20 protein-coding genes and 1 tRNA gene are annotated in these 22,715 nt (G+C 45.9%); 14 read left to right on the top strand and 7 right to left on the bottom strand.

The genetic code is table 11. The features are described 5' to 3' along the window. The first annotated feature begins 6 nt into the window (after positions 1–6). The 4 genes from PP178_RS01580 to odhB all read left to right on the top strand — a co-directional run bounded on the left by PP178_RS01580 (position 7) and on the right by odhB (position 5,923). Positions 7–1,281 carry a metal-dependent hydrolase family protein gene (locus PP178_RS01580; protein ID WP_272592552.1) on the top strand — a complete coding sequence of 425 codons (1,275 nt, stop codon included), beginning with the start codon at positions 7–9 and terminating at the stop codon, positions 1,279–1,281. Positions 1,282–1,304: 23 nt separating this feature from the next. Beyond that, positions 1,305–1,661: a hypothetical protein gene (locus tag PP178_RS01575; protein WP_272592551.1), complete on the top strand. Its 357-nt coding sequence runs from the start codon at positions 1,305–1,307 to the stop codon at positions 1,659–1,661. Between the two features lie 167 nt (positions 1,662–1,828). After that, entirely contained in the window at positions 1,829–4,645 is a 2,817-nt protein-coding gene (locus PP178_RS01570) for a 2-oxoglutarate dehydrogenase E1 component (protein WP_272592550.1), read from the top strand. A gap of 6 nt (positions 4,646–4,651) precedes the next feature. Beyond that, positions 4,652–5,923: a 2-oxoglutarate dehydrogenase complex dihydrolipoyllysine-residue succinyltransferase gene (gene odhB / locus PP178_RS01565; protein ID WP_272592549.1), complete on the top strand. Its 1,272-nt coding sequence runs from the start codon at positions 4,652–4,654 to the stop codon at positions 5,921–5,923. A gap of 77 nt (positions 5,924–6,000) precedes the next feature. Here odhB and PP178_RS01560 read toward each other — a convergent pair whose 3' ends face one another. From PP178_RS01560 to PP178_RS01550, 3 genes are all read right to left on the bottom strand, one after another. Continuing rightward, positions 6,001–7,344 (bottom strand): cytochrome-c peroxidase, encoded by a 1,344-nt coding sequence (locus PP178_RS01560; protein WP_272592548.1) that lies wholly within the window; start codon positions 7,342–7,344, stop codon positions 6,001–6,003. Between the two features lie 148 nt (positions 7,345–7,492). Next, positions 7,493–8,827: a cytochrome-c peroxidase gene (locus tag PP178_RS01555; RefSeq protein WP_272592547.1), complete on the bottom strand. Its 1,335-nt coding sequence runs from the start codon at positions 8,825–8,827 to the stop codon at positions 7,493–7,495. A gap of 118 nt (positions 8,828–8,945) precedes the next feature. Beyond that, positions 8,946–9,338, bottom strand: coding sequence for a retropepsin-like aspartic protease family protein (locus PP178_RS01550; protein ID WP_336298510.1), 393 nt, complete (start codon positions 9,336–9,338; stop codon positions 8,946–8,948). A gap of 93 nt (positions 9,339–9,431) precedes the next feature. On the opposite strand from PP178_RS01550, the gene PP178_RS01545 reads away from it, so the two are divergent. The 8 genes from PP178_RS01545 to PP178_RS01510 all read left to right on the top strand — a co-directional run bounded on the left by PP178_RS01545 (position 9,432) and on the right by PP178_RS01510 (position 14,749). Then, positions 9,432–10,199 carry a TatD family hydrolase gene (locus tag PP178_RS01545; RefSeq protein WP_272592546.1) on the top strand — a complete coding sequence of 256 codons (768 nt, stop codon included), beginning with the start codon at positions 9,432–9,434 and terminating at the stop codon, positions 10,197–10,199. A 9-nt stretch (positions 10,200–10,208) separates the two neighbouring features. Next, positions 10,209–11,240: an asparaginase gene (locus tag PP178_RS01540; protein ID WP_272592545.1), complete on the top strand. Its 1,032-nt coding sequence runs from the start codon at positions 10,209–10,211 to the stop codon at positions 11,238–11,240. Positions 11,241–11,309: 69 nt separating this feature from the next. Continuing rightward, positions 11,310–11,397: transfer RNA gene (locus tag PP178_RS01535), tRNA-Ser, on the top strand. Positions 11,398–11,552: 155 nt separating this feature from the next. Next, the gene (locus PP178_RS01530; protein ID WP_133642411.1) at positions 11,553–12,338 is read left to right on the top strand and encodes a MotA/TolQ/ExbB proton channel family protein; all 786 of its coding nucleotides are present in this window, start codon (positions 11,553–11,555) and stop codon (positions 12,336–12,338) included. A 25-nt stretch (positions 12,339–12,363) separates the two neighbouring features. Further along, positions 12,364–12,804 carry a hypothetical protein gene (locus PP178_RS01525; RefSeq protein ID WP_272592544.1) on the top strand — a complete coding sequence of 147 codons (441 nt, stop codon included), beginning with the start codon at positions 12,364–12,366 and terminating at the stop codon, positions 12,802–12,804. A gap of 16 nt (positions 12,805–12,820) precedes the next feature. Further along, a complete protein-coding gene (locus PP178_RS01520; RefSeq protein WP_272592543.1) occupies positions 12,821–13,441 on the top strand; it encodes an ExbD/TolR family protein in 621 nt (206 codons plus the stop codon). 16 nt (positions 13,442–13,457) lie between these two features. Then, the gene (locus tag PP178_RS01515) at positions 13,458–13,940 is read left to right on the top strand and encodes an ExbD/TolR family protein (RefSeq protein WP_272592542.1); all 483 of its coding nucleotides are present in this window, start codon (positions 13,458–13,460) and stop codon (positions 13,938–13,940) included. A gap of 101 nt (positions 13,941–14,041) precedes the next feature. Continuing rightward, on the top strand, positions 14,042–14,749 hold the full coding sequence (locus PP178_RS01510) for a porin family protein (protein ID WP_272592541.1): 708 nt from the start codon (positions 14,042–14,044) through the stop codon (positions 14,747–14,749). Here PP178_RS01510 and PP178_RS01505 read toward each other — a convergent pair. The 4 genes from PP178_RS01505 to PP178_RS01490 form a co-directional block, all read right to left on the bottom strand. Then, complete coding sequence (locus PP178_RS01505; protein ID WP_272592540.1) at positions 14,744–15,349, bottom strand: hypothetical protein; 606 nt, start codon at positions 15,347–15,349, stop codon at positions 14,744–14,746. The genes PP178_RS01510 and PP178_RS01505 overlap by 6 nt on opposite strands. After that, positions 15,349–16,806, bottom strand: coding sequence for an RNA polymerase factor sigma-54 (gene rpoN / locus PP178_RS01500; protein WP_272592539.1), 1,458 nt, complete (start codon positions 16,804–16,806; stop codon positions 15,349–15,351). The genes PP178_RS01505 and rpoN overlap by 1 nt, the downstream gene beginning before the upstream one ends. Positions 16,807–16,851: 45 nt before the next feature. Beyond that, the gene (gene asnS / locus PP178_RS01495; protein WP_272592538.1) at positions 16,852–18,285 is read right to left on the bottom strand and encodes an asparagine--tRNA ligase; all 1,434 of its coding nucleotides are present in this window, start codon (positions 18,283–18,285) and stop codon (positions 16,852–16,854) included. Between the two features lie 93 nt (positions 18,286–18,378). Next, entirely contained in the window at positions 18,379–20,781 is a 2,403-nt protein-coding gene (locus tag PP178_RS01490) for an efflux RND transporter permease subunit (RefSeq protein ID WP_272592537.1), read from the bottom strand. Positions 20,782–21,030: 249 nt separating this feature from the next. Here PP178_RS01490 and PP178_RS01485 point away from each other — a divergent pair, with 249 nt between their 5' ends. Both PP178_RS01485 and PP178_RS01480 read left to right on the top strand, forming a co-directional pair. Then, positions 21,031–22,251: a sulfite oxidase gene (locus tag PP178_RS01485; protein ID WP_272592536.1), complete on the top strand. Its 1,221-nt coding sequence runs from the start codon at positions 21,031–21,033 to the stop codon at positions 22,249–22,251. Next, entirely contained in the window at positions 22,252–22,710 is a 459-nt protein-coding gene (locus PP178_RS01480; protein ID WP_272592535.1) for a monoheme cytochrome C, read from the top strand. The last annotated feature ends 5 nt before the right edge of the window (positions 22,711–22,715 follow it).

Genomic DNA, 22,715 nt, shown 5'->3' with positions numbered 1-22,715 from the left:
ATACCAATGAAGAACCTGATACTTTTACTATTGTTGTTATCCACATTCGCGCTGAGTGCACAAACTACATATTTGCAATGCGGATCAATACTCGATACCAAAACCGGTAAACTGCTGCCCGAAAAAACCATCGTGGTGAACGGGAATAAGATAAGTGATATCAAAGATGGTTATGTAGGGGGAACAGCATCGGATAAGATTATCGACCTAAGATCTAAAACTGTGATGCCGGGATTTATTGATATGCATGTGCATATAGAAAGTGAAAGTAACCCCAAGGCCTACCTACAGGCATACACGCTTAATGAAGCAGATATTGCATTTAACGCTGTAGGCTTTGCTCAAAGAACCCTGATGGCCGGCTTTACAACGGTGCGCGACCTGGGCGGCAGCGGGGTCAATATTGCCATACGCGATGCCATAGCAAATAGAAAGATAAAAGGCCCAAGGGTTTTTACCGCAGGGAAAGCAATAGGTACAACCGGGGGACATGCAGATCCTACTAATGGGTATCGTGAAGACCTGGTGGGTGACCCGGGGCCAAAAGAGGGAGTTGTCAATAGCGTTGACGATGCCCGTAAGGCGGTCAGGCAGCGTTACAAGAATGGTGCAGACCTTATAAAGATTACCGCTACCGGAGGGGTTTTGAGTGTTGCAAAAAACGGGCAGAATCCACAATTCACTTTAGAGGAAATAAAGGCGATCACCGAAACCGCTGCAGATTACGGTTACCATGTTGCCGCACATGCCCATGGCGATGACGGTATGCAGAGGGCAGTAAAAGGAGGGGTGAAAACCATTGAGCATGGTACGCTGATGAGTGAAGAAACCATGCGATTGATGAAGGAGTATGACGCTTACCTGGTTCCCACCATTACGGCCGGGAAAGAAGTGACAGAGAATGCTAAAAAAGAGGGGTATTTCCCTGCGGTTATCGCAAAAAAGGCATCGGAAATCGGACCCATGATCCAGGATACCTTTAAAAAAGCTTACGAGCTTGGAGTACCGATTGCTTTTGGTACCGATGCAGGAGTATTTCCCCACGGAGAGAATGCCCGGGAATTCGTTTATATGACAGAGGCGGGGATGCCGGTAATTAAGGCGATACAATCAGCCACGCTAACCAATGCAATGCTCCTTGGAATGGAACAGTCCTTAGGGCAGCTGAAAAAAGATTTCTTAGCCGATATTATCGCGGTTGACGGGAACCCACTCCAGGATGTTGAGCTTCTGAAAGAAGTCACTTTCGTGATGAAAGATGGGGAGATAATTAAAAATTAAACCCGGATTACGCTGCCTGAACCATGAGTGAACCTAATAGCCGTTCCATCGCATTGCTCAAGAATGCAGCTTCGCATAGTCTCTATGGTAAGACCGTGGCCCAGTTGCGGAAAGATTTTGAACGGGCTAATGTTTCATTACCGTTGAGTGAGGACCAGGATGCTGCCGCCTTGGCCACGGCAATTCATGAAAAGATCTACGTGCTGCTATTGGAGAAATTCGCTGATTACCTGAATTTGTTATATGTTATCGACGTACCGGAAAAAGCGGTAAAAGAGATCAGGGCATCAGACGCTGTAGAGGTATCCCGTGAGGTCACCTACCTGGTTTTAAAACGAGAATGGCAAAAAGTGTGGCTGCGATCGCAAATGAGCGACTGATCTCCGGTGTTTTTTATTCGCACAACCCTTTTTTACCGGTAATTCTAAGCGAAAAATATCAATCCCTCTTGATTTTGTTAAGATTCAGTTAGACACATATTTCGGAATGTATTAAATGTTGTATTTTTGATCTAATATTCAGTTTAGAAACATCAGCGACAGCTTTCATGGATAAATATTCTTTTTTAAATACTGCACATACTTCCTTCTTTGCAGATTTATACGATAAATACTTAGTGAATCCGGATAGTGTAGAGCCAAGTTGGCGTGCTTTCTTCCAGGGATTCGATTTTGGTATGGAAAGTGCATTGGACGAAGTAGGTATAGATACTGCCTCTGGAACCGCCGTTTTAGGGAACGGCCAGGAGGTTGCTATGCCGGAATCACTGCAAAAAGAATTCCAGGTAATTCGTTTGATCGATGGATACCGGAGTAGGGGGCACCTGTTCACCAGGACCAATCCCGTTCGGGAGCGACGTAAATATTCACCTACACTTGATTTAGATAACTTTGGTCTTTCACAAGCAGATCTCGATACGGAGTTCAGTGCAGGCGAAATTATCGGTATCGGGAAGAACACCCTCAAAGAAATTGTAGGGCATCTACAGAATATCTACTGTGATGCTATCGGGGTAGAGTATATGTATATCCGGAACCCCGAACGAGTAAAATGGATTCAGGAGCAGTTGAACGTCAATGACAACCACCCAAGGTTTACTCCTGAAAAGAAAAAGCAGATCCTGAAAAAATTGAATGAGGCCGTTTCTTTTGAAGCCTTTCTTCACACTAAATATGTGGGTCAGAAACGTTTCTCTTTAGAGGGGAATGAATCATTGATACCTGCACTGGACGCTATCGTAGAGCATGCGGCCGGGATGGGGGTAAAGCAGTTTGTCATGGGGATGGCACACCGGGGACGACTCAATGTGCTGACCAATATTTTCGGAAAATCTGCTAAAGATATTTTTAGCGAATTTGATGGAAAAGATTACGAACAGGAAATTTTTGACGGCGATGTAAAATACCACCTTGGATGGACCTCCCTGCGCGAAACGGATTCCGGTAGCCAGATCAATATGAATATTGCGCCTAATCCTTCCCACCTGGAAACTGTAGGTGCAGTGGTAGAAGGGATTACCAGGGCAAAGCAGGATGTACACTACCCGGATGATTTTTCAAAAGTACTGCCGATCGTAGTACATGGGGATGCCGCCATTGCCGGTCAGGGGATTGTATACGAGGTAGTGCAGATGGCAAACCTGGACGGTTATAAAACAAACGGAACTATACATATTGTTGTAAATAACCAGATCGGATTTACAACAAATTACCTCGATGCTCGTACTTCTACATATTGTACGGATGTGGCTAAGGTTACCCTAAGCCCTGTATTACACATAAATGCGGATGATGCAGAAGCTGTGGTACATGCAGCGATCTTTGCACTGGAATACCGTATGCGATTTAAACGCGATATTTTCCTGGATCTACTAGGGTACCGGAAGTACGGCCACAATGAAGGGGATGAACCCAGGTTTACCCAGCCAAAACTTTATAAAGCCATCGCTCAGCATGAAAACCCGAGGGATATATATGCTAAAAAGCTGATAGAAGAAGGTGTCATAGACGATGGGTATGTCGCTAAGCTGGAACAGGAGTATAAAGCCAGTCTCGAAGAAGACCTGGAGGATTCCAGGAAAATAGATAAAACAGAGATCACTCCATTCATGGCTGACGAATGGAGCGGATTTGATGATGTACGCGAATGGGAAATGATGGAAAAGGTAGATACCAGCTGTGACAGGAAGCAACTGGACAAAATTGCCAAGACCATCACCGAACTTCCTAAAGGGAAAAAATTCCTGAGGAAAGTAGAGAAACTGGTCAAGGACCGGAAGAATATGTATTTCGAAAAGAATTCTTTAGACTGGGCTATGGGTGAATTACTAGCCTATGGAACGCTTCTGGATTCAGGCTATGGAGTTCGCATGTCCGGACAGGATGTGGAAAGGGGAACCTTCTCTCACCGCCACGCAGTTATGAAAGTAGAGGAGAGTGAAGAGGAAGTAATGCTGCTCAACCATATTTCTGAGGACCAGGGCAAGTTCCAGATTTACAATTCCCTCTTATCGGAATACGGAGTTGTCGGTTTTGACTATGGTTATGCCATGGCCAGCCCTAACACCCTGACCATTTGGGAAGCCCAGTTTGGTGACTTCAGTAACGGGGCCCAGATCATGATAGATCAGTACATATCTGCCGCAGAGGACAAATGGAAATTACAGAACGGCCTTGTCATGTTCCTGCCCCACGGGTATGAAGGACAGGGAGCAGAACATTCTTCGGCCCGTATGGAGCGTTATCTCCAGCTATGTGCCAGGGATAACATGTTCGTTGCCGATTGTACCACACCGGCTAACCTCTTTCATTTACTGAGGAGGCAAATGATGGTGAATTACCGGAAACCGTTGATCATATTCACACCCAAAAGTTTGTTGCGTCATCCAAAAGCCGTGTCCACGGTAGAAGAACTTGTCGATGGTCAGTTCCAGGAAGTCATAGACGATTCCTCAGCTGATGTTTCTAAGGTAAAATCGCTTGTGTTTTGTACCGGGAAATTCTATTATGATCTCCTGGCAGCTCGCGAGGAACACGGGAGAGAAGATGTGGCTTTGGTTAGAATTGAGCAACTGTTCCCGCTTCCAACAGAACAGATGAAGAAGATCATGGAAAAATACACTAATGCAGATGACCTGGTTTGGGCACAGGAAGAACCGAGAAATATGGGTGCATGGAGTCATATGATGATGCATTTTGAAGATGCCCATAAGCTGAGGGTTGCCTCCAGGAGAATGTACGCTTCACCTGCCGCGGGAAGCGCTGTTCGATCAAAAATGCGGCATCAACAAGTTATAGATTACGTATTTGACAAGAGCAAGGACAATTTGCGGTCTAACATATCAAGAACCAGTACAACAAATTAACACAGCATGATATTAGAAATGAAGGTCCCCTCACCCGGGGAATCTATTACCGAAGTAGAAATAGCGGAATGGTTGGTGAAAGACGGGGATTATGTAGAGAAGGACCAGGCCATCGCAGAAGTTGATTCTGATAAAGCTACACTAGAATTACCTGCCGAGGAGAGTGGTGTTATTACCCTTAAAGCTGAGGTAGGGGATGCTGTTGGAGTAGGGGAAGTAGTCTGTCTTATCGATACCAGTGCCGACAAACCTGAAGGCGCCAGTAAAGGTGCGGATACCGCATCAGGAGGCGATGAAGGATCGGGTAGTGATGCGGAAAAAGACCTGGCTAAACAGCAGAAAGAAGCAGGAACCGACAAGGATGCAAAAGCTCCTCAACCTGCCGATACCAAGGAAACCTATGCGTCTGGGGTGGCTTCTCCGGCTGCACGTAAGATCCTGGAAGAAAAAGGACTTGCCGCTTCATCGGTAAAAGGTACAGGCAGAGATGGTCGTGTCACCAAGGAAGATGCTGAACAGGCTGTTCCATCTATGGGTTCTCCAAGCGGTGGAAGCCGTGGTGAGTCGCGCACTAAACTCTCTATGCTCAGAAGGAAGGTTGCGGAACGTCTTGTTTCTGCGAAGAACGAGACCGCAATGCTTACCACCTTTAACGAAGTAGATATGTCTGCTATCTTCGAATTGAGGAACGAGTATAAAGAGCAATTCAAGGAAAAACACGGGGTTGGTCTCGGCTTTATGTCATTCTTTACCAAGGCGGTAATACGCGCATTGCAGATGTACCCCGCCGTGAACTCTATGATAGACGGCAAAGAGATGATAACTTATGATTTCTGTGATATCAGTATTGCAGTATCAGGGCCTAAGGGCCTTATGGTTCCTATTATCAGGAATGCCGAAAACCTTAGTTTCCGCGGAATTGAGGCCGAAGTTAAACGCCTGGCTATAAGAGCAAGGGATGGGCAGATTACAGTAGATGAGATGACCGGTGGAACTTTTACAATTTCTAACGGTGGAGTATTTGGTTCAATGCTGTCAACTCCTATTATCAATCCACCTCAAAGCGGAATCCTGGGGATGCACAATATCGTAGAGCGACCAATCGTCCGCGATGGTGCAATTGCCATTGCTCCGATTATGTACGTAGCATTGTCATATGATCACAGAATCATCGATGGGAAAGAATCTGTAGGATTCCTGGTAGCCATTAAGGAGGCCCTGGAAGACCCGACAGAATTATTGATGGATGGTAACGTGAAAAAAGCGCTGGAACTATAAAAATATATGTGACCAGAAGTAAAAAGCTACCGCGAAAACGGTAGCTTTTTTTTTAGGGAATACTCGGTAATTTCTTGTTAATCACATCCCAGGTCTATCCTGGATTGCGGATCTGCATTCGGGAAGCAGCTGTTCATAGGGGTAGATTCCGGAGTGTAGCGCTGAAGGTTGGGGTCAAATAGAGCTTCCTTTACAAACGCTTCGAGCTGATCAATTTCTATAGTGCTCAAACCCAGAGGTCTAAACTTTGATGAAATTTTAGAAACCGGTACCTCATGGTTTTCGGGCACGCCATTGTTCTTATATTCAATGACCTCCCTGATCGTGGAAAAGCTTCCGCCATGACCTAGGTGACTCGCAGACTTAAGATTGTACAGTGTAGGGGTCTTGAACTTGTAATCATCTTCCTGCCTCGCGGTAAAACCACCACGACCTTTCCTGGTGTTTTCATCTACTTCCCCGAGAATGCTGGTGTGATCCAGGTCTTTCATGCCAAGGGCGTGAAATCCCATTCCATTGAGTCCGGGACCGTCATGACATTCATAACACCGGGCTTTGCCGAAAAATAGAAGCGCTCCCTCGGTTTGTTCATCTGTCATAGCTCCCCGGTCACCCTTCAACCAAAACTGGAAAGGGGCTTCATTGCTCAGAACAGTGCGCTCATAAGCTGCAATTGCCAAACCTGCATTGATCTTGGTATATCGCTCATGCTGTGGTACATTGGGAAAAGCTTGATCAAAATAGGTCTTATAATTGCTTTGGGTGATCATTTCTGGCTGGCAGTCCATCCTGTGAACTCCGAGACCTGCAATGGCCTGGATTTCCAAACCGGAAAACCCGAGATGGTTAGTTTCTTTGGGGGTCCCTGCGCTCCATTGGTTTTCTGTTCCTTTATTTATGCCCAAAGCTCCGAATTGCCCGTTCCAGAGCATTACTTCCTGGTAGGCGGTATTCACGATAGTTGGTGATTTGATGGGTTGCATATCGGTATTGGTTTTGTCATAGCCTTCTCCCAGGAGCCGGCCTTCTCCCATCATGCCAAATCCGGATCCGCCTTCACCCAGACCCTGTAAGATCCCACTCTGGAATCCTGCAGCTGTATGATGACAAGTGGCACAGGAATATGTTCCCCTGCCGGCTTCAGTTTTAGGAACTACAGCCAGTCCGGTTTCATGGAACAGGAATTTGCCGAGCAATACTTTTTCTTCTGTCAATTGGTTCTTTGGGTCAAAAGGGATAGAGGAAAGGTCTTCACTGTCGGGGATGATCAGGGCCCGACTGTCACCGTACAAATATTCTAACTGAACATCCAGGCTAAAATGGGGATCAAGATTGGAGATTTCCTCATCCGGGCCACAGCTGATGAATAGAAAAGCGATACAACAGGTAAAGAGGAAATATACAGATTTAAGATGTGACATATGCAAATAGGATTACCGGTAGTTCTCAGGAAAACCTGGCAAATTTAAAAAAGTGAATAAAAGGTAGGTGGAATAGCAATATTTATTTAGATATACAGGAACGGTCTATAAGGTAAAAAGTTGTTCTGCTTCCCATTAAGATGATTCGTCAATCACATCCCAGGTCTATCCTGGATTGTGGATCTGCATTCGGGAAGCAGCTGTTAAACGGAGTGCTGACAGGAATGTAGCGCTGGATGTCTGGGTCGTACAATGCTTCAGAAATAAATTGTTCCAGTTGGTCGATTTCCTGTTCAGAGAGATTAAGCGGTTTAAAGTCGGCAGAGATGTAATCTCCCGGGACCTGTTCGTTCTCAGGGGTAGCGTTATTCTTATAAGAGATCACTTCCCGGATGCTGCTGAAACTTCCGCCGTGCCCTAAATGGTTTACATCTTTCAGGTTGTAAAGTGTCGGGGTCTTGAAAGCATAATCATCTCCGGGTCGGCCGGTAAAGCCACCCCTTCCTTTCCGTGTTGCTTCATCTACACTTCCGATCATTGCGCCATTATCCAGATCTTTCATACCCAGGGCGTGGAATCCCATGCCATTAAGACCGGGGCCACTGTGACATTGATAACATCTTGCTTTACCGAAAAATAATATGCCGCCTCTTATCTCTTCTTCCGTCATCGCCTCATCAGTACCCTTCAGCCACTGCTGGAATGGGGAGCGGTTGGCAAGTAGTGTTCTCACATAGGCAGCAATGGCCAGTCCACCCGTAAAACTACTGTATCTCTGGCCGGGATCAACTTCGGGGAAAGCCTCATCAAAAAGAGCCTGGTATGGACTTTCTTTTATCAGGGTGTCATTAATCAACATGCGGTGCATGCCAAGCCCGGCTATGGCTTGTATTTCCAGGCCCTGGAATCCTAAATGATTGGTTTCCTTAACCGTGCCGGCGGTCCACTGGCTTTGGGTATCGCTGTTAGGGCCGAAGGAGCCGAATTGACCATTCCACAGAACTACTTCCTGGTAGGCCGAATTTAATACAGAAGGTACGCGTATAGGCTGCACATCTACATTGGTCGCGTCGTAAGCTGAGGACATCCTTCTTGCTTCTCCGCTGATCCCGAAACCTTCACCTCCTTCTGCGATACCTTGCAACCTTCCGCTTTGCATCGCCGCCCCTGCGTTATGACAGCTTGCACAGGAATATGTCCCTCTTCCGATCTCTTGCTTTGGGTTTTGCGCTATTCCCGTTTCGTGAAATAAGAATTGGCCCAGGCGCACTTTTTCAGCGCTCAAAGGATTATTGGGATCAGCCGGGATCCTGCCGAAGTCGTCGCTATCCGGCATTCTCAAAGTATTTATGGCTCCAAACTGTTGCCGGATCTGCCCGGCTAATTCATCGGAAGGACTAAGAGTCTGGAGGTCAGAGTCTATCTGACAGCTGATTGCGGTAAATACCAACAGACCGCTCAGTATCGGTCTTAGTAATTTCATCGGTTGTGGTTTGGTTGTGGAGGCTTGTAGTGAATTTAAAAAAGACCGATGATGTTTTGATGAAATATAGAAAAAGTTCGACGAAAGGTCTGATTTTCAAGCCGAAAGCATCTCAAAGTTACTTTTTCCTAAGGTACAGGATCTTTTTATGGTAGTCGATCACCGCTCGGCCGGTTTCCAGCAAATCGGCCCCGATGATGCCGTCTACTTCCTCAGCTTCATGCAGCAACAGAGCCTGGTTCACATGCATAAGATCCAGTATTACAATCTGCGCTTTTCTATCCTTCCATTTTCCTAAACAGATGCTGTTTTTTTCAGATATCCTGGTCGCCAGGTCAGAGGCACCAGCTCCTGCGGCCATGATGTCCGAGTGTTCTGAAACTAGCTCAAATCGCTCTGCCTGCTCAATACCCACGCAGGTGCTAGAGGCTCCCGTATCTAAGATGAACCTGCCGGGGTTCCCATTGATCTCTGCCTTCACCTCCAGGTGATTGGTGGAGGTGAGCTTCATTGGTACCTGCAAATATTTTTTAGATTTTAAAAACTTTTTAAGACTGGGCATAAGAGCTTCTTTTAATGTCAAAGATAGTCCTATTTTTGTTCCATGATTTTAACCGATACCCATACCCATTTATATAGCGAAGCTTTTGATGAAGACAGGAGGCAGGTAATTGAACGAGCGATGAAAGCAGGGGTAAGTCGATTTTTTCTTCCTGCGATCGATTCATCATATGTCCCCGGGATGCTACAATTGCAACAGCAATACCCGGAACATATTTTCCTGATGGCAGGTTTGCACCCGACGCATGTTAATGAGGATTTTGAAAAAGAGTTACTGCAGGTGCAGCGAGTAGTTGCAGAACATAAGGTGTATGCGATCGGGGAAACAGGGATAGACCTGTACTGGGATAAAAGTTTTATCGAACAGCAAAAGCAGGCTTTTGCCAGGCAGATTCAAACGGCTAAGGATTATGCTTTACCCATAGTTATTCATTGCAGGGAAGCATTTGACGAGATCTTCGAAGTGTTAGACGAAGAAGGGACCGATGGGCTTTCGGGCATTTTTCATTGCTTTACGGGTACTCATGAACAGGCCCTACGTGCGATCGGTTTTAATATGAAATTGGGGATAGGTGGGGTTGTGACCTTTAAAAATGGTAAAATAGATACCTTCCTGGATCAAGTAGACCTGCAGCATATTGTCCTGGAAACAGATTCCCCTTACCTTGCCACGGTGCCCTACCGTGGAAAGAGAAACGAAAGTGCCTACCTGCTCAATGTGCTTGAGAAAGTTGCTGAAGTATACGGTATAAGCGAGGAAGAAGTAGCCAGGATCACCACGGCTAATTCCAAAGAGGTTTTTGGCATATAATATATGGTTATGGTAAATAGTCCGACAAAAATATTATTGATCTATACCGGGGGTACTATAGGTATGATCAAGGATTACGATACAGGGGCACTGAAGGCTTTTAATTTTAACAAGCTGGAAAAAAAGATCCCCGAACTTGGCCAGCTAGATTGTACTATAGACAGTGTCTCTTTTAAGGAACCCCTGGATTCCTCTAATATGGACCCGGGTCATTGGGTAAAGATCGCTGGCCTGATCGAGGAACACTACGAGAAGTACGAGGGCTTCGTGGTGCTGCATGGTAGCGACACCATGAGTTATACCGCCTCTGCCTTAAGCTATATGCTGGAGCACCTGAAAAAGCCTGTTGTACTAACCGGATCACAACTGCCGATAGGAGACCTTCGTACGGATGCTAAAGAGAATTTAATTACTGCAATTCAGGTGGCATCCCTGCAGGAAAGAGGGCGTCCCGTAATACAGGAGGTGTGCCTTTATTTTGAATACAAATTATACAGGGGCAACAGGACCACCAAGATCAATGCAGAACATTTTGAAGCCTTCGCTTCTTTAAATTATCCGCCACTGGCAGAATCAGGGGTGCACCTGAAGGTAAATTACGATGCCCTCTATAGGGGTTCCAGGAGAAAAGGCCTTTTAGTGCACAAGGATCTCGATACCAATGTAGCTATCCTGAAACTCTTCCCGGGTCTTAATAGGGAGGTGTTGACGAGCGTGTTAAATATCCCTGGGCTCAAGGGCCTCGTATTGGAAACATACGGTGCGGGTAATGCTCCTACCCAATCCTGGTTTGTCAACGCGCTTAAAGAAGCCATTGAAAGGGGTGTAAAAGTGGTGAATGTCACCCAGTGTTCCGGGGGAAGTGTCTTAATGGGGCAATATGAGACCAGCGAGGCCCTCCGGGAAATCCAAATAATTAGCGGTGCAGACATTACTACGGAGGCTGCGATCACCAAATTAATGTACCTCTTGGGAAATAAGGTTTCAGCTAAGTCCTTTAAAACCATATTCGAAACATCTCTGAGAGGCGAAATGAGCTAAAAATTAACCTGGCAAATTTCGTGGAATAATAAATTTTTCGTTTATTGAACCCCTTAATTTAGTACCCTTAGAGAGGTGGCCGAGTGGTCGAAGGCGCACGCCTGGAAAGTGTGTATGCACCAAAAGTGCATCGAGGGTTCGAATCCCTTCCTCTCTGCTAATAACCGGCTGGTCTAAACAGCCGGTTATTATTCAGTGAATAGCTCGGAAATACCTTAAAACCGCCTGTTGCGCTGAAAAAGAATTAATTTTTTAATTGTATTTTTTTTTTATCTTTAACCTATTAACTAACTAATTTTAAGTTTGAACAAAATGAAAAAATTATTCTCCATCCTGGCCATGGCTGGGCTATTTGTCCTTAGTACAAATACAGTAAGCGCGAAAGCGAACGCAATAGTGTCGAGTCTTTCTTCAACCGTGGCTACAGCTACAGTGATGTTGCAGGATGAGGCAGCCGTTGAAGCAGAAAAAGGATTTACCCAAGTTTTAAAAGAGCAGTTCATCCAAGGAGGTGCTGGCTTCATGGGAATCGTATTACTGTGTTTGATCTTAGGTCTTGCGGTCGCTATTGAAAGAATCATTTATTTAAACATGGCTAGCACTAACACTACTAAGCTTAAGCAAAAAGTAGAGGATGCTCTTGCTTCTGGTGGGATCGAGGCTGCTAAAGAAGTATGTCGTAACACCAAAGGTCCTGTTGCTTCTATCTATTACCAAGGATTAGATCGCGCCGGAGAAAGCATCGAGTCTGCTGAAAAGGCTGTTGTTGCTTACGGAGGAGTTCAAATGGGTCAATTAGAGAAAAACGTTTCTTGGTTGTCTCTATTTATCGCTGTTGCTCCTATGCTTGGGTTCATGGGTACAGTAATTGGTATGATCCAGGCCTTCCAGAAAATTAGTGCAGTTGGTAACCTTAGTGCTTCCCTGATTGCAGGTGACATCCAGGTTGCATTATTGACCACGGTTTTCGGTCTTATTACAGCAATTATCCTACAAATTTTCTACAACTATATCATCGCTAAGATTGACAGTATCGTTAACGATATGGAAGATTCATCAATCGTATTGATCGATATGTTGGTAGACCACAAAAAATAAGTAACACTCCTAAACCAAAAGCATTATGCACAAGATTGTTAAAATTATATTGGTTGTATTGGGAGTGATAGGTGCCGTACTATGGTTCCAGCTTCCAAGCTCAGATGTACCAGCTTCTGAGGCCGTGGACAGCGGGGCAATGAACTTCATGTTCATTATTACGTACCTGTTATTAGCTATCGCTATTTTATTCAGCTTGGTCTTTTCACTGGTCGCATTGTTCTCTAACCCCCAAAGCCTGAAGCGTACACTTATCGTAGTGGTTGGCTTCCTGGTGGTGGTCGGGATCGCTTACGGGATCTCTAGTGGAACTGATGTGAACATCGATGAAATGGCAAGAAGAGGCGTAGCTACTGACGAATCAACCGTGAAGTTGATCGGAATGGGTCTCAATGTCTTCTTCCTCCTGACCATAATCGCCGTTGGCGCCATGTTATGGGGTGGAGTACGGAAAATGACAAAATAACCTTAAAAGAACTATTATGCCTAGAAGAGGAGCACCACCGGAAGTTAACGCAGGTTCCATGGCAGACATCGCATTCTTACTACTGATCTTTTTCCTAGTGACAACCACTATTGAAACGGATTCAGGACTGGATCGAATGTTACCGCCTATTGAGCCGCCAGACGAGAACGTGGTTATTAAGCAGAAAAACATATTTACTGTAAACATCAACAAGAATGGCCAGTTACTTGTAGAGGAAGAGCTTACAGACCTGAGAAATCTCAGGGAAAAAGCCATGGCTTTCCTTGACAATGGAGGCGCGCCTTCAGGATCCCCTGAATACTGCAGCTATTGTAAAGGAAAGAGGAATCCGGATTCTTCGGATAACCCGACCAAAGCCATTATCTCGTTGAAGAATGACAGGGAAACAAAGTATGCCACTTATATTACCGTTCAAAACGAACTGGTAGGGGCGTATAACGAGTTAAGAAACCGTGAGGCTCAACGATTATTCGGTAGAGACTTTACGGATATGGAAGCCGAATACCTTAATCCTGAGACTCCTGAAGAGGTAAGGGAAGAACTAAAAGACAAGGTGCAACGCGTCCAGGACTTGTTCCCGCAGAAATTATCTGAAGCAGAAACTGCAACTAACTAACGAGAACCGGACTATTATGGCAAAATTTAATAAGAAAAAAAGCGCTGATACCCCTGGGGTAAATACGGCCTCGTTACCCGACATCGTGTTCATGTTACTGTTCTTTTTTATGACGGTAACAACGATGAAGGATAGTTCCATTATGGTAGAAAACACCCTGCCTAATGCAACCGAGACCAAGAAGCTCGAAAAGAAGGATCGTGTTCTGTATATCTATGTCGGAAAACCTACCAAGGAATTCCAGAAAACATACGGGACGGAACCAAAGATCCAATTGAACGATAAATTTGCTGATGTTTCCGAGGTTGGAGATTTCATATTGCAAGAGAGGGCTAAGAAGCCCCAGGAATTGCAAAACGTGTTGACTACTGCTCTTAAAGTGGATAGCGATGCCAACATGGGTCTTATCTCTGATATCAAGCAGGAACTTCGTAAAGTAAATGCCCTCAAAGTTAATTATACGACTTTTGAAGGGGATGCCTTCAGTAATATTGAATAGTAATATTACCTAAAGGGTAAATGTATTAAGCGCTTCAAATTATTATTTGAAGCGCTTTTATTTTGTGCATGAACGGAAGTAATGATTATTTTTAAGGCGATATGAAAGACTTTTTCCTGCTGCTTGTATTTTGTTGCACCTTCACATTATGCGCACAGACAGTGCCCCCTGTTCCGCCTGCACAGGATAGTTTGATTCCCGATCCGGATTACCTGGAAGACCAGTTCTATGTAGGGCTCGCATATAATATCTTATTAAATAAGCCCGAAGGGGTAAAGCAACGTAACCTGTCCTATGGATTGCAGGGTGGTTTCATTAAGGATATTCCGTTAAATCTCAAGCGGAATGTTGCAATTGGTATAGGGCTTGGATATGCCGTTAATTCCTATTACTCCAATCTCAGGGCTACCGAAAATGCTGAGGATTTTAATTACGAAGTGATCCCTGATAATTTCTCCTATAAACGGAACAAAATTGAAACCCACCTCATCGAACTTCCCCTAGAACTCCGTTTACGAAACTCTGACCCTGTCGATTATAAATTCTGGCGATTCTACGGTGGCATTAAACTGGGGTACGTCGTGGGAAGCCGGTCCAAGATTGTCACTAAAGACTTTAAGGATTCGTTCTACAATACGGACACGGATAATTTTCGTTACGGCCTGATGGTTAACCTGGGCTACAACACCTTTAATATCCATGCGTATTACGCTCTGAATACGCTCTTTGAACCTGGGAAAGCCAGTGTTAACGGGGAGGAGATAGGAATGACACCATTAAGGATAGGCCTTATCTTCTATATTTTATAACCAGTACTTGATGGTCATCAGTTGGGAGAGAAAACCGATGATGAACCCGATCACGATCTCTGCGCGGTTGTGTGCTTTGAGGTAGATACGAGCCGTGGCAGCAAGGCCGCAAATAAGAGTGCAGGCGCTTATCGCGATCGTAATATTAATCTCAAAATGGATGCTCAGGGCAATGAGATACATCAGCAGGCTTCCCAGGCCCATCATATGCAGGCTGCATCGCACTTTCAATAATAATGCAAGCAGGCAGGCCGCAGTAGCGGCAATCAGACCTACGAAATAGTAGTATAATTCCGCCGTATAATTATTGGGAATCACCCGGAACAGGACGATCAGCAATAACCCTAGACTAATGATAAGAGGGTACAAACGCTCTTTAGCCGGTGCCAGGAACACCGATGAGGCCAGGCCCAGGTTGCGCAGGATTGCATAGGATATCAGCGGGATAATTACCGTTAGTATAAAGATGGGCAGGAGGTTGCCTCCTTGTTCTTCTAAAGGGCTGTATTTGGGTGTGACCAGGAAGTAACTTAAGGATCCGGCCATCGGGATTAACAATGGGTGAAAGAGGTAGGACAGGAAGATGGATAGCGACCGCATCAGATCTCCTTTCTGAGTCGGGCGACGGGTAATCCCGATTGCTCCCGGTATTTAGCCACCGTTCTTCGGGCTATAGGATATCCTTTTTCCTTCAGTATTTTGGCCAGTTTGTCATCGGTCAGGGGTTTCTTCTTGTCTTCTTCCCCGATCACGGTTTCCAGGATCTTCTTGATCTCTTTGGTGGAAACATCCTCCCCCTGCACATTCTTCATAGATTCTGAAAAATATTCCTTGATGAGCTTAGTGCCGTAGGGGGTATCAACATATTTGCTGTTCGCCACCCGTGATACCGTAGATACATCCATGTCTATAGCATCGGCGATATCTTTCAGTATCATCGGTCTCAGGGTACGTTCATCGCCCGTCAGGAAGTATTCCTTTTGGTACTGCATGATGGCGTTCATGGTGATAAACAAGGTCTGTTGTCGTTGGCGGATAGCATCGATAAACCATTTCGCCGCATCCAGTTTCTGCTTGATGAACATAACTGCATCTTTCTGGCTCTTGGACTTGTCCTTGGCACTTTTATAACCTGCCAGCATATTGCTGTATTCCCGGGAAACATGTAGTTCCGGTGCATTCCGCCCGTTGAGGGTGAGTTCAAGCTCCCCATCAACGATACGAATGGAGAAGTCAGGAACCACGTGCTCTACAATCCGATTGTTGCCGGAATAACTTCCACCCGGCTTAGGGTTAAGCTTCTCAATTTCACTGATGGCATCACGTAGCTCTTCTTCAGTGATATCGTGTTTCTGGATAAGCTGCTTGTAATGCTTCTTGGTGAAGTGTTCAAAACTCTTTTCTAGTATATCAACAGCAAGTTCGATGGCCGGTGTGGGTTCTTTACGTTGTAACTGTATAACCAGGCATTCATCCAGGGAGCGTGCTCCTACGCCCGGGGGATCGAGTTCCTGCACGATGGACAGTACCTTTTTTATGGTTTCCTCCTCGACGTAGATGTTCTGGGTAAATGCGAGATCATCCATGATATCTGCCAGCGGGCGTCTTATATAGCCACTTTCGTCCACACTACCCACCAGGAATTCGGCAATGGCCCACTCCTCGTCGCTGAGATAAACGGTGTTCAGCTGGTTGATCAGGTACTGGTTGAAGGAAATTCCTGCCGCGTATGGCACGTTTTTCTCTTCATCGTCACTACTGTAGTTATTTGCCTTGGTACGGTAATCAGGAACCTCGTCATCGCTCAGGTATTCGTCTATATTGATGTCGTCGGTGGCCACGGTCTCGTGGTCCATATCTTCCTCGTAATTATCGCCAAAATCGTCTTCAAGGCTACTGCTTTCCTCTTTGCCACTTTCCAGCGCAGGATTTTCCTCCAGCTCCTGTTTCAGGCGCTGTTCAAAAGCTTGTGTAGGCAGCTGTATCAGTTTCATCAACTGTATCTGCTGCGGCGATAGCTTCTGGGATAATTTGAACTGTAAGTGTTGTTTTAACATAGGATGCTACCTTGATGCGACTGTTATAAATTTAAAGAATTCATATCAGAATTCGGCATTCTGTGGGGTTCTTGGAAACGGGATTACATCACGAATATTACCCATCCCTGTAGCAAAGAGTACAAGACGTTCAAAACCTAGTCCAAAACCACTGTGAACTGCAGTTCCAAATTTCCTCAGATCCATATACCACCAGAGTTCCTCTTCATCAATACCTAATGCTTCAATTTTGGACCTAAGTACATCCAGGCGCTCTTCACGCTGCGATCCTCCAACGATCTCACCAATACCCGGGAATAGGATGTCCATCGCCCTTACAGTCTTCCCATCTTCGTTAAGCCTCATATAGAACGCTTTGATCTTGGCGGGGTAATCAAACAAAATGACCGGGCATTTAAAATGCTTCTCAACCAGGTAACGCTCGTGCTCGCTCTGCAGATCCGCGCCCCATTCTTCTATAGGATATTGGAATTTTTTCTTTTTATTCGGGGTACTGTTCTTCAGGATATCTATGGCTTCCGTATAACTTACACGAACAAAGTTATTATCTACGATAAAACGGAGTTTTTCCAGTAGCGGCATATCACTGCGCTCATTCTGTGGTTTCGTCTTTTCTTCATCAAGTAAGCGTTTCTCGAGGAATTGCAAGTCCTGCTGGCAGTTCTCCAGGATATAGCGCAATACGTATTTGATGAAATCTTCGGCCAGGTCCATGTTATCATCAAGGTCATAGAATGCCATTTCGGGTTCTATCATCCAGAATTCGGCCAGGTGCCTGGAGGTGTTAGAATTCTCTGCTCTGAAGGTTGGTCCAAAGGTATAGACTTTTCCAAGCCCCATGGCATATGCTTCAGCTTCGAGCTGCCCTGATACGGTGAGGTTGGTTTCTTTCCCGAAGAAATCTTCCTTGTAATTGACCTTTCCCTCTTCATCCTTGGGTGGATTGATCGGGTCCAGGGTAGAAACCCTGAACATTTCACCCGCACCTTCCGCATCGGATCCGGTGATAATCGGGGCGTGCATGTAATAGAAGCCATTTTTCTGGAAGTACTCGTGAATAGCGAAAGATAAGGCCGATCTAACCCTCATCACTGCAGAAAAAGTACTTGTTCTTACCCGTAAATGCGCTTTTTCCCTGAGGAATTCGAGCGAATGCTTTTTGGGCTGTATAGGGTAGGTTTCAGGATCTGCAGTGCCATGTACAATAAGCTGCTCAGCCTGAATCTCCACACTCTGTCCCCGGCCCTGGCTTTCTACCAAGGTCCCTGAAATTTCCAAGGCTGCCCCGGTGTTGATTTTTCTAAGTAGGGATTCATCGAGTTTCTCGAAATCTACCACGCATTGGATGTTGTCTATAGTAGAGCCGTCATTAAGGGCGATAAAGCGGTTACTTCTGAAAGTACGTACCCAACCTTTCACGGTTACGGGTTGCGATAATGGTTGCTGGGTGAGTAACTGCTTAACACTAAATTCGTTCATGGGTATTCGCTTCTAAATATGAAAGGCAAAGATAATCGATTGCTAAAATTATGGGAGATGTTTACCGTAGAATTCTGACCTTAATACCAGAGATCATTTCTGTTTGGGCCTCTTATTGATCTCTTCCTTGGGAAGGATGTCTATCTGCGGTTTTTTAAGTACTTCTTTGTTGGCAATGCTGCGCTCCAGGGAAAGCAGGAGGGAAGGAAGCAGGATAAGGTTGGCAAGCATAGCGAATAACAAGGTTGCCGAAACCAGTGCTCCTAAAGCTACCGTGCCGCCAAAGCTGGAAATGATAAATACCGAAAAGCCGAAGAACAGCACTATGGAGGTATAAAACATACTCACCCCGGTTTCTCTTAGTGCCGCGTAAACGGATTTCTGTATACGCCAGCGGTTGGCTATGAGCTCCTGCCGGTACTTGGCCAGGAAATGAATGGTATCATCAACAGAAATTCCGAATGCCACGCTGAAAACCAGTATGGTAGAAGGTTTAATAGGGACGCCAACATAACCCATGACCCCTGCCGTGATTACCAGCGGGAGTAGGTTGGGGACCAGGGATATGACCACCATCCGGAAAGAGCGGAACAAGTAGGCGATAAACAAGGAGATAAGCACGATAGCCAGGGCCAGGGACATGATCAGGTTTTTTACCAGGTATTTGGTGCCTTTGAGAAATAACAGGGCCTTCCCTGTTAAACTCACTTCGTATCGATCTTCGGGGAAGATCTTCTCTATATTCTCTACCAACTCCTGCTCAATAGCTTCCATACGGTCTGTTTTCACATCCTGTATGTAGGTGGTTATCCTGGCGTATTGCCCGGTGCTGTCTACAAAAGTAGAGAGCAGGTTCCCATTGCCACGCGAGTTCTTGGCCACATCCATGATAAAGGTATTCTCCTGGGAAGTTGGTAATTGGTAATATTTAGGAATACCGTTGTAAAATGCCTGCTTGGAATATTTGACTAGGTTCACCATGGAAACCGGCTCTGAGAGCTCGGGAGTTTCACGGATCACCTCACTCAACCGCTCCATCCGTTTAAGTGTAGCCGGTTTCATTACGCCTTTTTCTCGCTGGGTATTGACCACGATCTCAAGGGGCATGATCCCGTCGAACTCGGCTTCAAAGAATCGGATATCTTTAAAGAATTCAGCCTTTTTAGGCATATCTTCTATTGGACTCCCGGATATATTGATTTGATAGATCCCGATGATGCTCACCACCAGTGCGGCTATAGACACCAGGTAGACGGCGATCCTTCTTTCGCGTACAATGCGCTCCATCCAATTGACAAAAGTGTCTATCCATTTTTTGTTAAGATGTTTCAGGTGCTTGGTCTTAGGCAGGGACATGAAACTGTAGATAATCGGGATGATCAGGAGTGACAGGATGAAAATGCAGAGGATGTTGATCGATGCCACGATTCCGAATTCCTTCAACAGCGTGCTATCGGTGATGATAAAGGTGGCAAATCCCGAAGCAGTGGTGACATTGGTCATCAGGGTAGCATTTCCAATCTTAGAGATTACCCGTTGCAGGGATAATGCCTGGTTGCCGTGTTTTTTCACTTCCTGCTGATATTTATTGATCAGGAAGATGCAGTTGGGGATACCTATTACGATGATCAGCGGAGGTATCAGTGCCGTAAGTACCGTGATCTCGTACTGTAATAATCCAAGGGTACCAAAAGCCCACATTACCCCGATGATGACCACTACTATAGAGATCACCGTGGCCCGGATACTCCTGAAAAAGAAGAAGAAAATGAGAGAGGTCACTGCCAGGGCGGCAAAGATGAACTTTCCAATTTCGTCTATAATGCTCTGTGAGCTCATAGTCCGGATGTAAGGCATACCGGAGACACGTACATTTAGCCCTGTCTCTGCTTCAAAATCATTGACAAGGTTGGTGAGATCTTTTAAGACGAAGTCCTTTCGAACAGAGGTGTTAATAATATCCTTGTCCATGTATACCACGGTCCGGATGGTCCTGCTGTCCTTGTTAAATAGAAGGTTGTCATAAAATGGCAGGTTATTGAATAACTGGTTCGCAAGACTGTCTACTTCCTTCCTGGATTCCGGGGGGCGCTCCAGGAATGGTTTCAGTACAAATTCATTTTTCTCCTGGTCCCGCACCAATTGTTGCAGGTTGTCTGTAGAGATCACGAAATCGACTTCAGGGAAAGCGTCGAGCTGCTTGCTCATGGTGTTCCACATCCTGAAGTTGGCAGGCTCAAAGAGGGCAGAATCACGTACCGCAAGTACAATGGCATTCCCTTCCTCTCCGAATCGTTTTACAAATTGCTGGTATTCCAAATTAATGGGATGATCATCGGGCAGTAAGTTGGCTTCCGAATTGGAAAAACGCATGTGTTGCCATTGGAACCCCATAAAAACCGTAGCAGCGGCAATGGCCAGAAGGATCAGGATGCGATTCCTCAGGATGATCCTGGCAATTTTGGCCCATATGCCTTGCGTAAGCTTTGCTCCCATATTTGGTTTTACGTTGCATCGCAAGCGTCTTCAAGGATGCGGATGATCCGTTAACTTCCCGGTACTGCGCTTGATCGGGTGAGGAACCCGGTGATTGCGATGCGCTGTTAATTTTCAGCGGCAAAGGTAGAAAACGCAGCGTTCTGTTCCTAATACATGTCTTTATATTAGCTGTGGATCCTAACTCCTTATTGAGATCGCCTCCTGTGATTTTTTATGTAATTTAGGAACTACTTCCGATGACAACCTATGAACAGACGTGGCTTTCTATCTAGAACAACCCTGGCGGCCCTGAGTGCTGCCATCGGGGCAGAGGTATTTTACGGAGCTGAAATCCCTTCGGGCTATCAGCTGATCATTGAACAGGATCCCGACCTCTTTTCCTTATACCATAAAGACCGGGATATGGTCTTGTTGAATGACCGACCGATCAATATCGAGGCTAAGGCACACCTCCTGGATGATCATGTCACCCCGGAGCAATTTATGTTCGTCCGGAATAACGGTAAGGTTCCCGGGGAACTAGATGCTGGTAGCTGGAGCCTTCTTATCAATGGCGAATCGGTCAGGCAAGCCAGGAGCTTTACGCTGGAAGAGCTAAAGGAGCAATTTACACATCATACGTATCACCTCACCCTGGAATGCGGGGGTAATGGGCGGAGCGAATTTGACCCACCAGCTAAAGGAAACCAATGGACGGTTGGAGCGGTCAGCTGCGCAAAATGGACAGGGGTTCGGCTGAGGGATGTACTCAGGGAAGTGGGGCTCAAGGAAGATGCTGTTTATATCGGGTATCACGCCGCAGATATTCACCTCAGTGGGGACCCGCGGAAGGAAGTTATTTCCAGGGGAATTCCCATCGCCAAAGCCTTACAGCAAGAAACCCTGCTGGCATTTGAAATGAACGGGAAACCCATTCCTATAATCCATGGTTTTCCTCTGCGACTGGTTGCCGGGGGATGGCCTGCATCCGTTTCGGGGAAATGGCTCAAGGGGATCAGTGTCCGGAACAAGGTGCACGATGGGCCCAAAATGGAATCTCCATCATACCGGGTACCTTGCCGGCCGGTAGCTCCGGGCACTGAAGTGTCTGCCGAGGACATGTGCATCATAGAATCCATGCCGATTAAATCATTAATCACCAATCCACGTTCAGGGGCCATCCTGGAAGCAGGGAAAAATTTGCGGATTAAGGGGCATGCATGGGCAGGTGAACTGGAAGTAGATAAGGTATCTTACTCCATCGATTTTGGCGCCACATGGCAGGACTGTACCCTGGATAAGCCGCTTAATCGCCTCGGCTGGCAGCAGTTTAAAGCCATCGTTGATTTCCCGGGGAAAGGATATTTTGAAATATGGGCACGGGCGACCGATAGCAGGGGAATTTCACAACCTATGGTATTGCCGGGATGGAACCCCAAAGGGTATCTCAATAATGCCTGCCATCGTATTGCCGTTAAAGTCGCATAGATGAAAAACCAACAATTTAAGAAAAGAAATACCAGGCCATACAGCAGTATAATGCTCCTTAGCGCTATAGTGATCACAGCCTTATTGGGTATAGTCACTTATCTCATGATGGAGACCCCTGAAGAAACCGAATCCACGGTAAGCACTGAAATCGCAACTGATCCTGAAAGAATAGAGGACGGGATCCACCTTCGAACCGGTTTAAAGGCAGGAGAAGGCATGGATGCGGTAATCCGGCATTGTACTCCCTGTCATTCTGCGAAACTCGTCATCCAGAACCGTATGGATGCAGCCGGATGGGAATCGACAATTCACTGGATGCAGGAGACCCAGAACTTATGGGACCTTGGTGATGACCAGGAAGTGGTCATACAATACCTTACCCGCGAATACCCGGTTAGTACTAAGGGTCGCAGGCAGGTTTTAAAGGATATAGAATGGTATAGCTTAGAGCAGTGATCCAG

Source organism: Zeaxanthinibacter sp. PT1 (assembly GCF_028464225.1).
Classification (GTDB): domain Bacteria; phylum Bacteroidota; class Bacteroidia; order Flavobacteriales; family Flavobacteriaceae; genus Zeaxanthinibacter.
This window is presented reverse-complemented; position numbering and strand designations above follow the sequence as displayed.

Excerpts from the sequence above, each read along its gene's own strand:
- PP178_RS01580 (WP_272592552.1), top strand. The coding sequence starts at position 7 with ATGAAGAACCTGATACTTTTACTATTGTTGTTATCCACATTCGCGCTG.
- PP178_RS01490 (WP_272592537.1), bottom strand. The coding sequence starts at position 20,781 with ATGGGAGCAAAGCTTACGCAAGGCATATGGGCCAAAATTGCCAGGATC.
- asnS (WP_272592538.1), bottom strand. The coding sequence starts at position 18,285 with ATGAACGAATTTAGTGTTAAGCAGTTACTCACCCAGCAACCATTATCG.
- PP178_RS01520 (WP_272592543.1), top strand. The coding sequence starts at position 12,821 with ATGCCTAGAAGAGGAGCACCACCGGAAGTTAACGCAGGTTCCATGGCA.
- PP178_RS01525 (WP_272592544.1), top strand. The coding sequence starts at position 12,364 with ATGCACAAGATTGTTAAAATTATATTGGTTGTATTGGGAGTGATAGGT.
- PP178_RS01570 (WP_272592550.1), top strand. The coding sequence starts at position 1,829 with ATGGATAAATATTCTTTTTTAAATACTGCACATACTTCCTTCTTTGCA.
- PP178_RS01550 (WP_336298510.1), bottom strand. The coding sequence starts at position 9,338 with ATGAAGCTCACCTCCACCAATCACCTGGAGGTGAAGGCAGAGATCAAT.
- PP178_RS01555 (WP_272592547.1), bottom strand. The coding sequence starts at position 8,827 with ATGAAATTACTAAGACCGATACTGAGCGGTCTGTTGGTATTTACCGCA.
- PP178_RS01530 (WP_133642411.1), top strand. The coding sequence starts at position 11,553 with ATGAAAAAATTATTCTCCATCCTGGCCATGGCTGGGCTATTTGTCCTT.
- odhB (WP_272592549.1), top strand. The coding sequence starts at position 4,652 with ATGATATTAGAAATGAAGGTCCCCTCACCCGGGGAATCTATTACCGAA.
- PP178_RS01575 (WP_272592551.1), top strand. The coding sequence starts at position 1,305 with ATGAGTGAACCTAATAGCCGTTCCATCGCATTGCTCAAGAATGCAGCT.
- PP178_RS01560 (WP_272592548.1), bottom strand. The coding sequence starts at position 7,344 with ATGTCACATCTTAAATCTGTATATTTCCTCTTTACCTGTTGTATCGCT.
- PP178_RS01515 (WP_272592542.1), top strand. The coding sequence starts at position 13,458 with ATGGCAAAATTTAATAAGAAAAAAAGCGCTGATACCCCTGGGGTAAAT.
- PP178_RS01510 (WP_272592541.1), top strand. The coding sequence starts at position 14,042 with ATGAAAGACTTTTTCCTGCTGCTTGTATTTTGTTGCACCTTCACATTA.
- PP178_RS01540 (WP_272592545.1), top strand. The coding sequence starts at position 10,209 with ATGGTAAATAGTCCGACAAAAATATTATTGATCTATACCGGGGGTACT.
- PP178_RS01480 (WP_272592535.1), top strand. The coding sequence starts at position 22,252 with ATGAAAAACCAACAATTTAAGAAAAGAAATACCAGGCCATACAGCAGT.
- PP178_RS01485 (WP_272592536.1), top strand. The coding sequence starts at position 21,031 with ATGAACAGACGTGGCTTTCTATCTAGAACAACCCTGGCGGCCCTGAGT.
- PP178_RS01505 (WP_272592540.1), bottom strand. The coding sequence starts at position 15,349 with ATGCGGTCGCTATCCATCTTCCTGTCCTACCTCTTTCACCCATTGTTA.
- PP178_RS01545 (WP_272592546.1), top strand. The coding sequence starts at position 9,432 with ATGATTTTAACCGATACCCATACCCATTTATATAGCGAAGCTTTTGAT.
- rpoN (WP_272592539.1), bottom strand. The coding sequence starts at position 16,806 with ATGTTAAAACAACACTTACAGTTCAAATTATCCCAGAAGCTATCGCCG.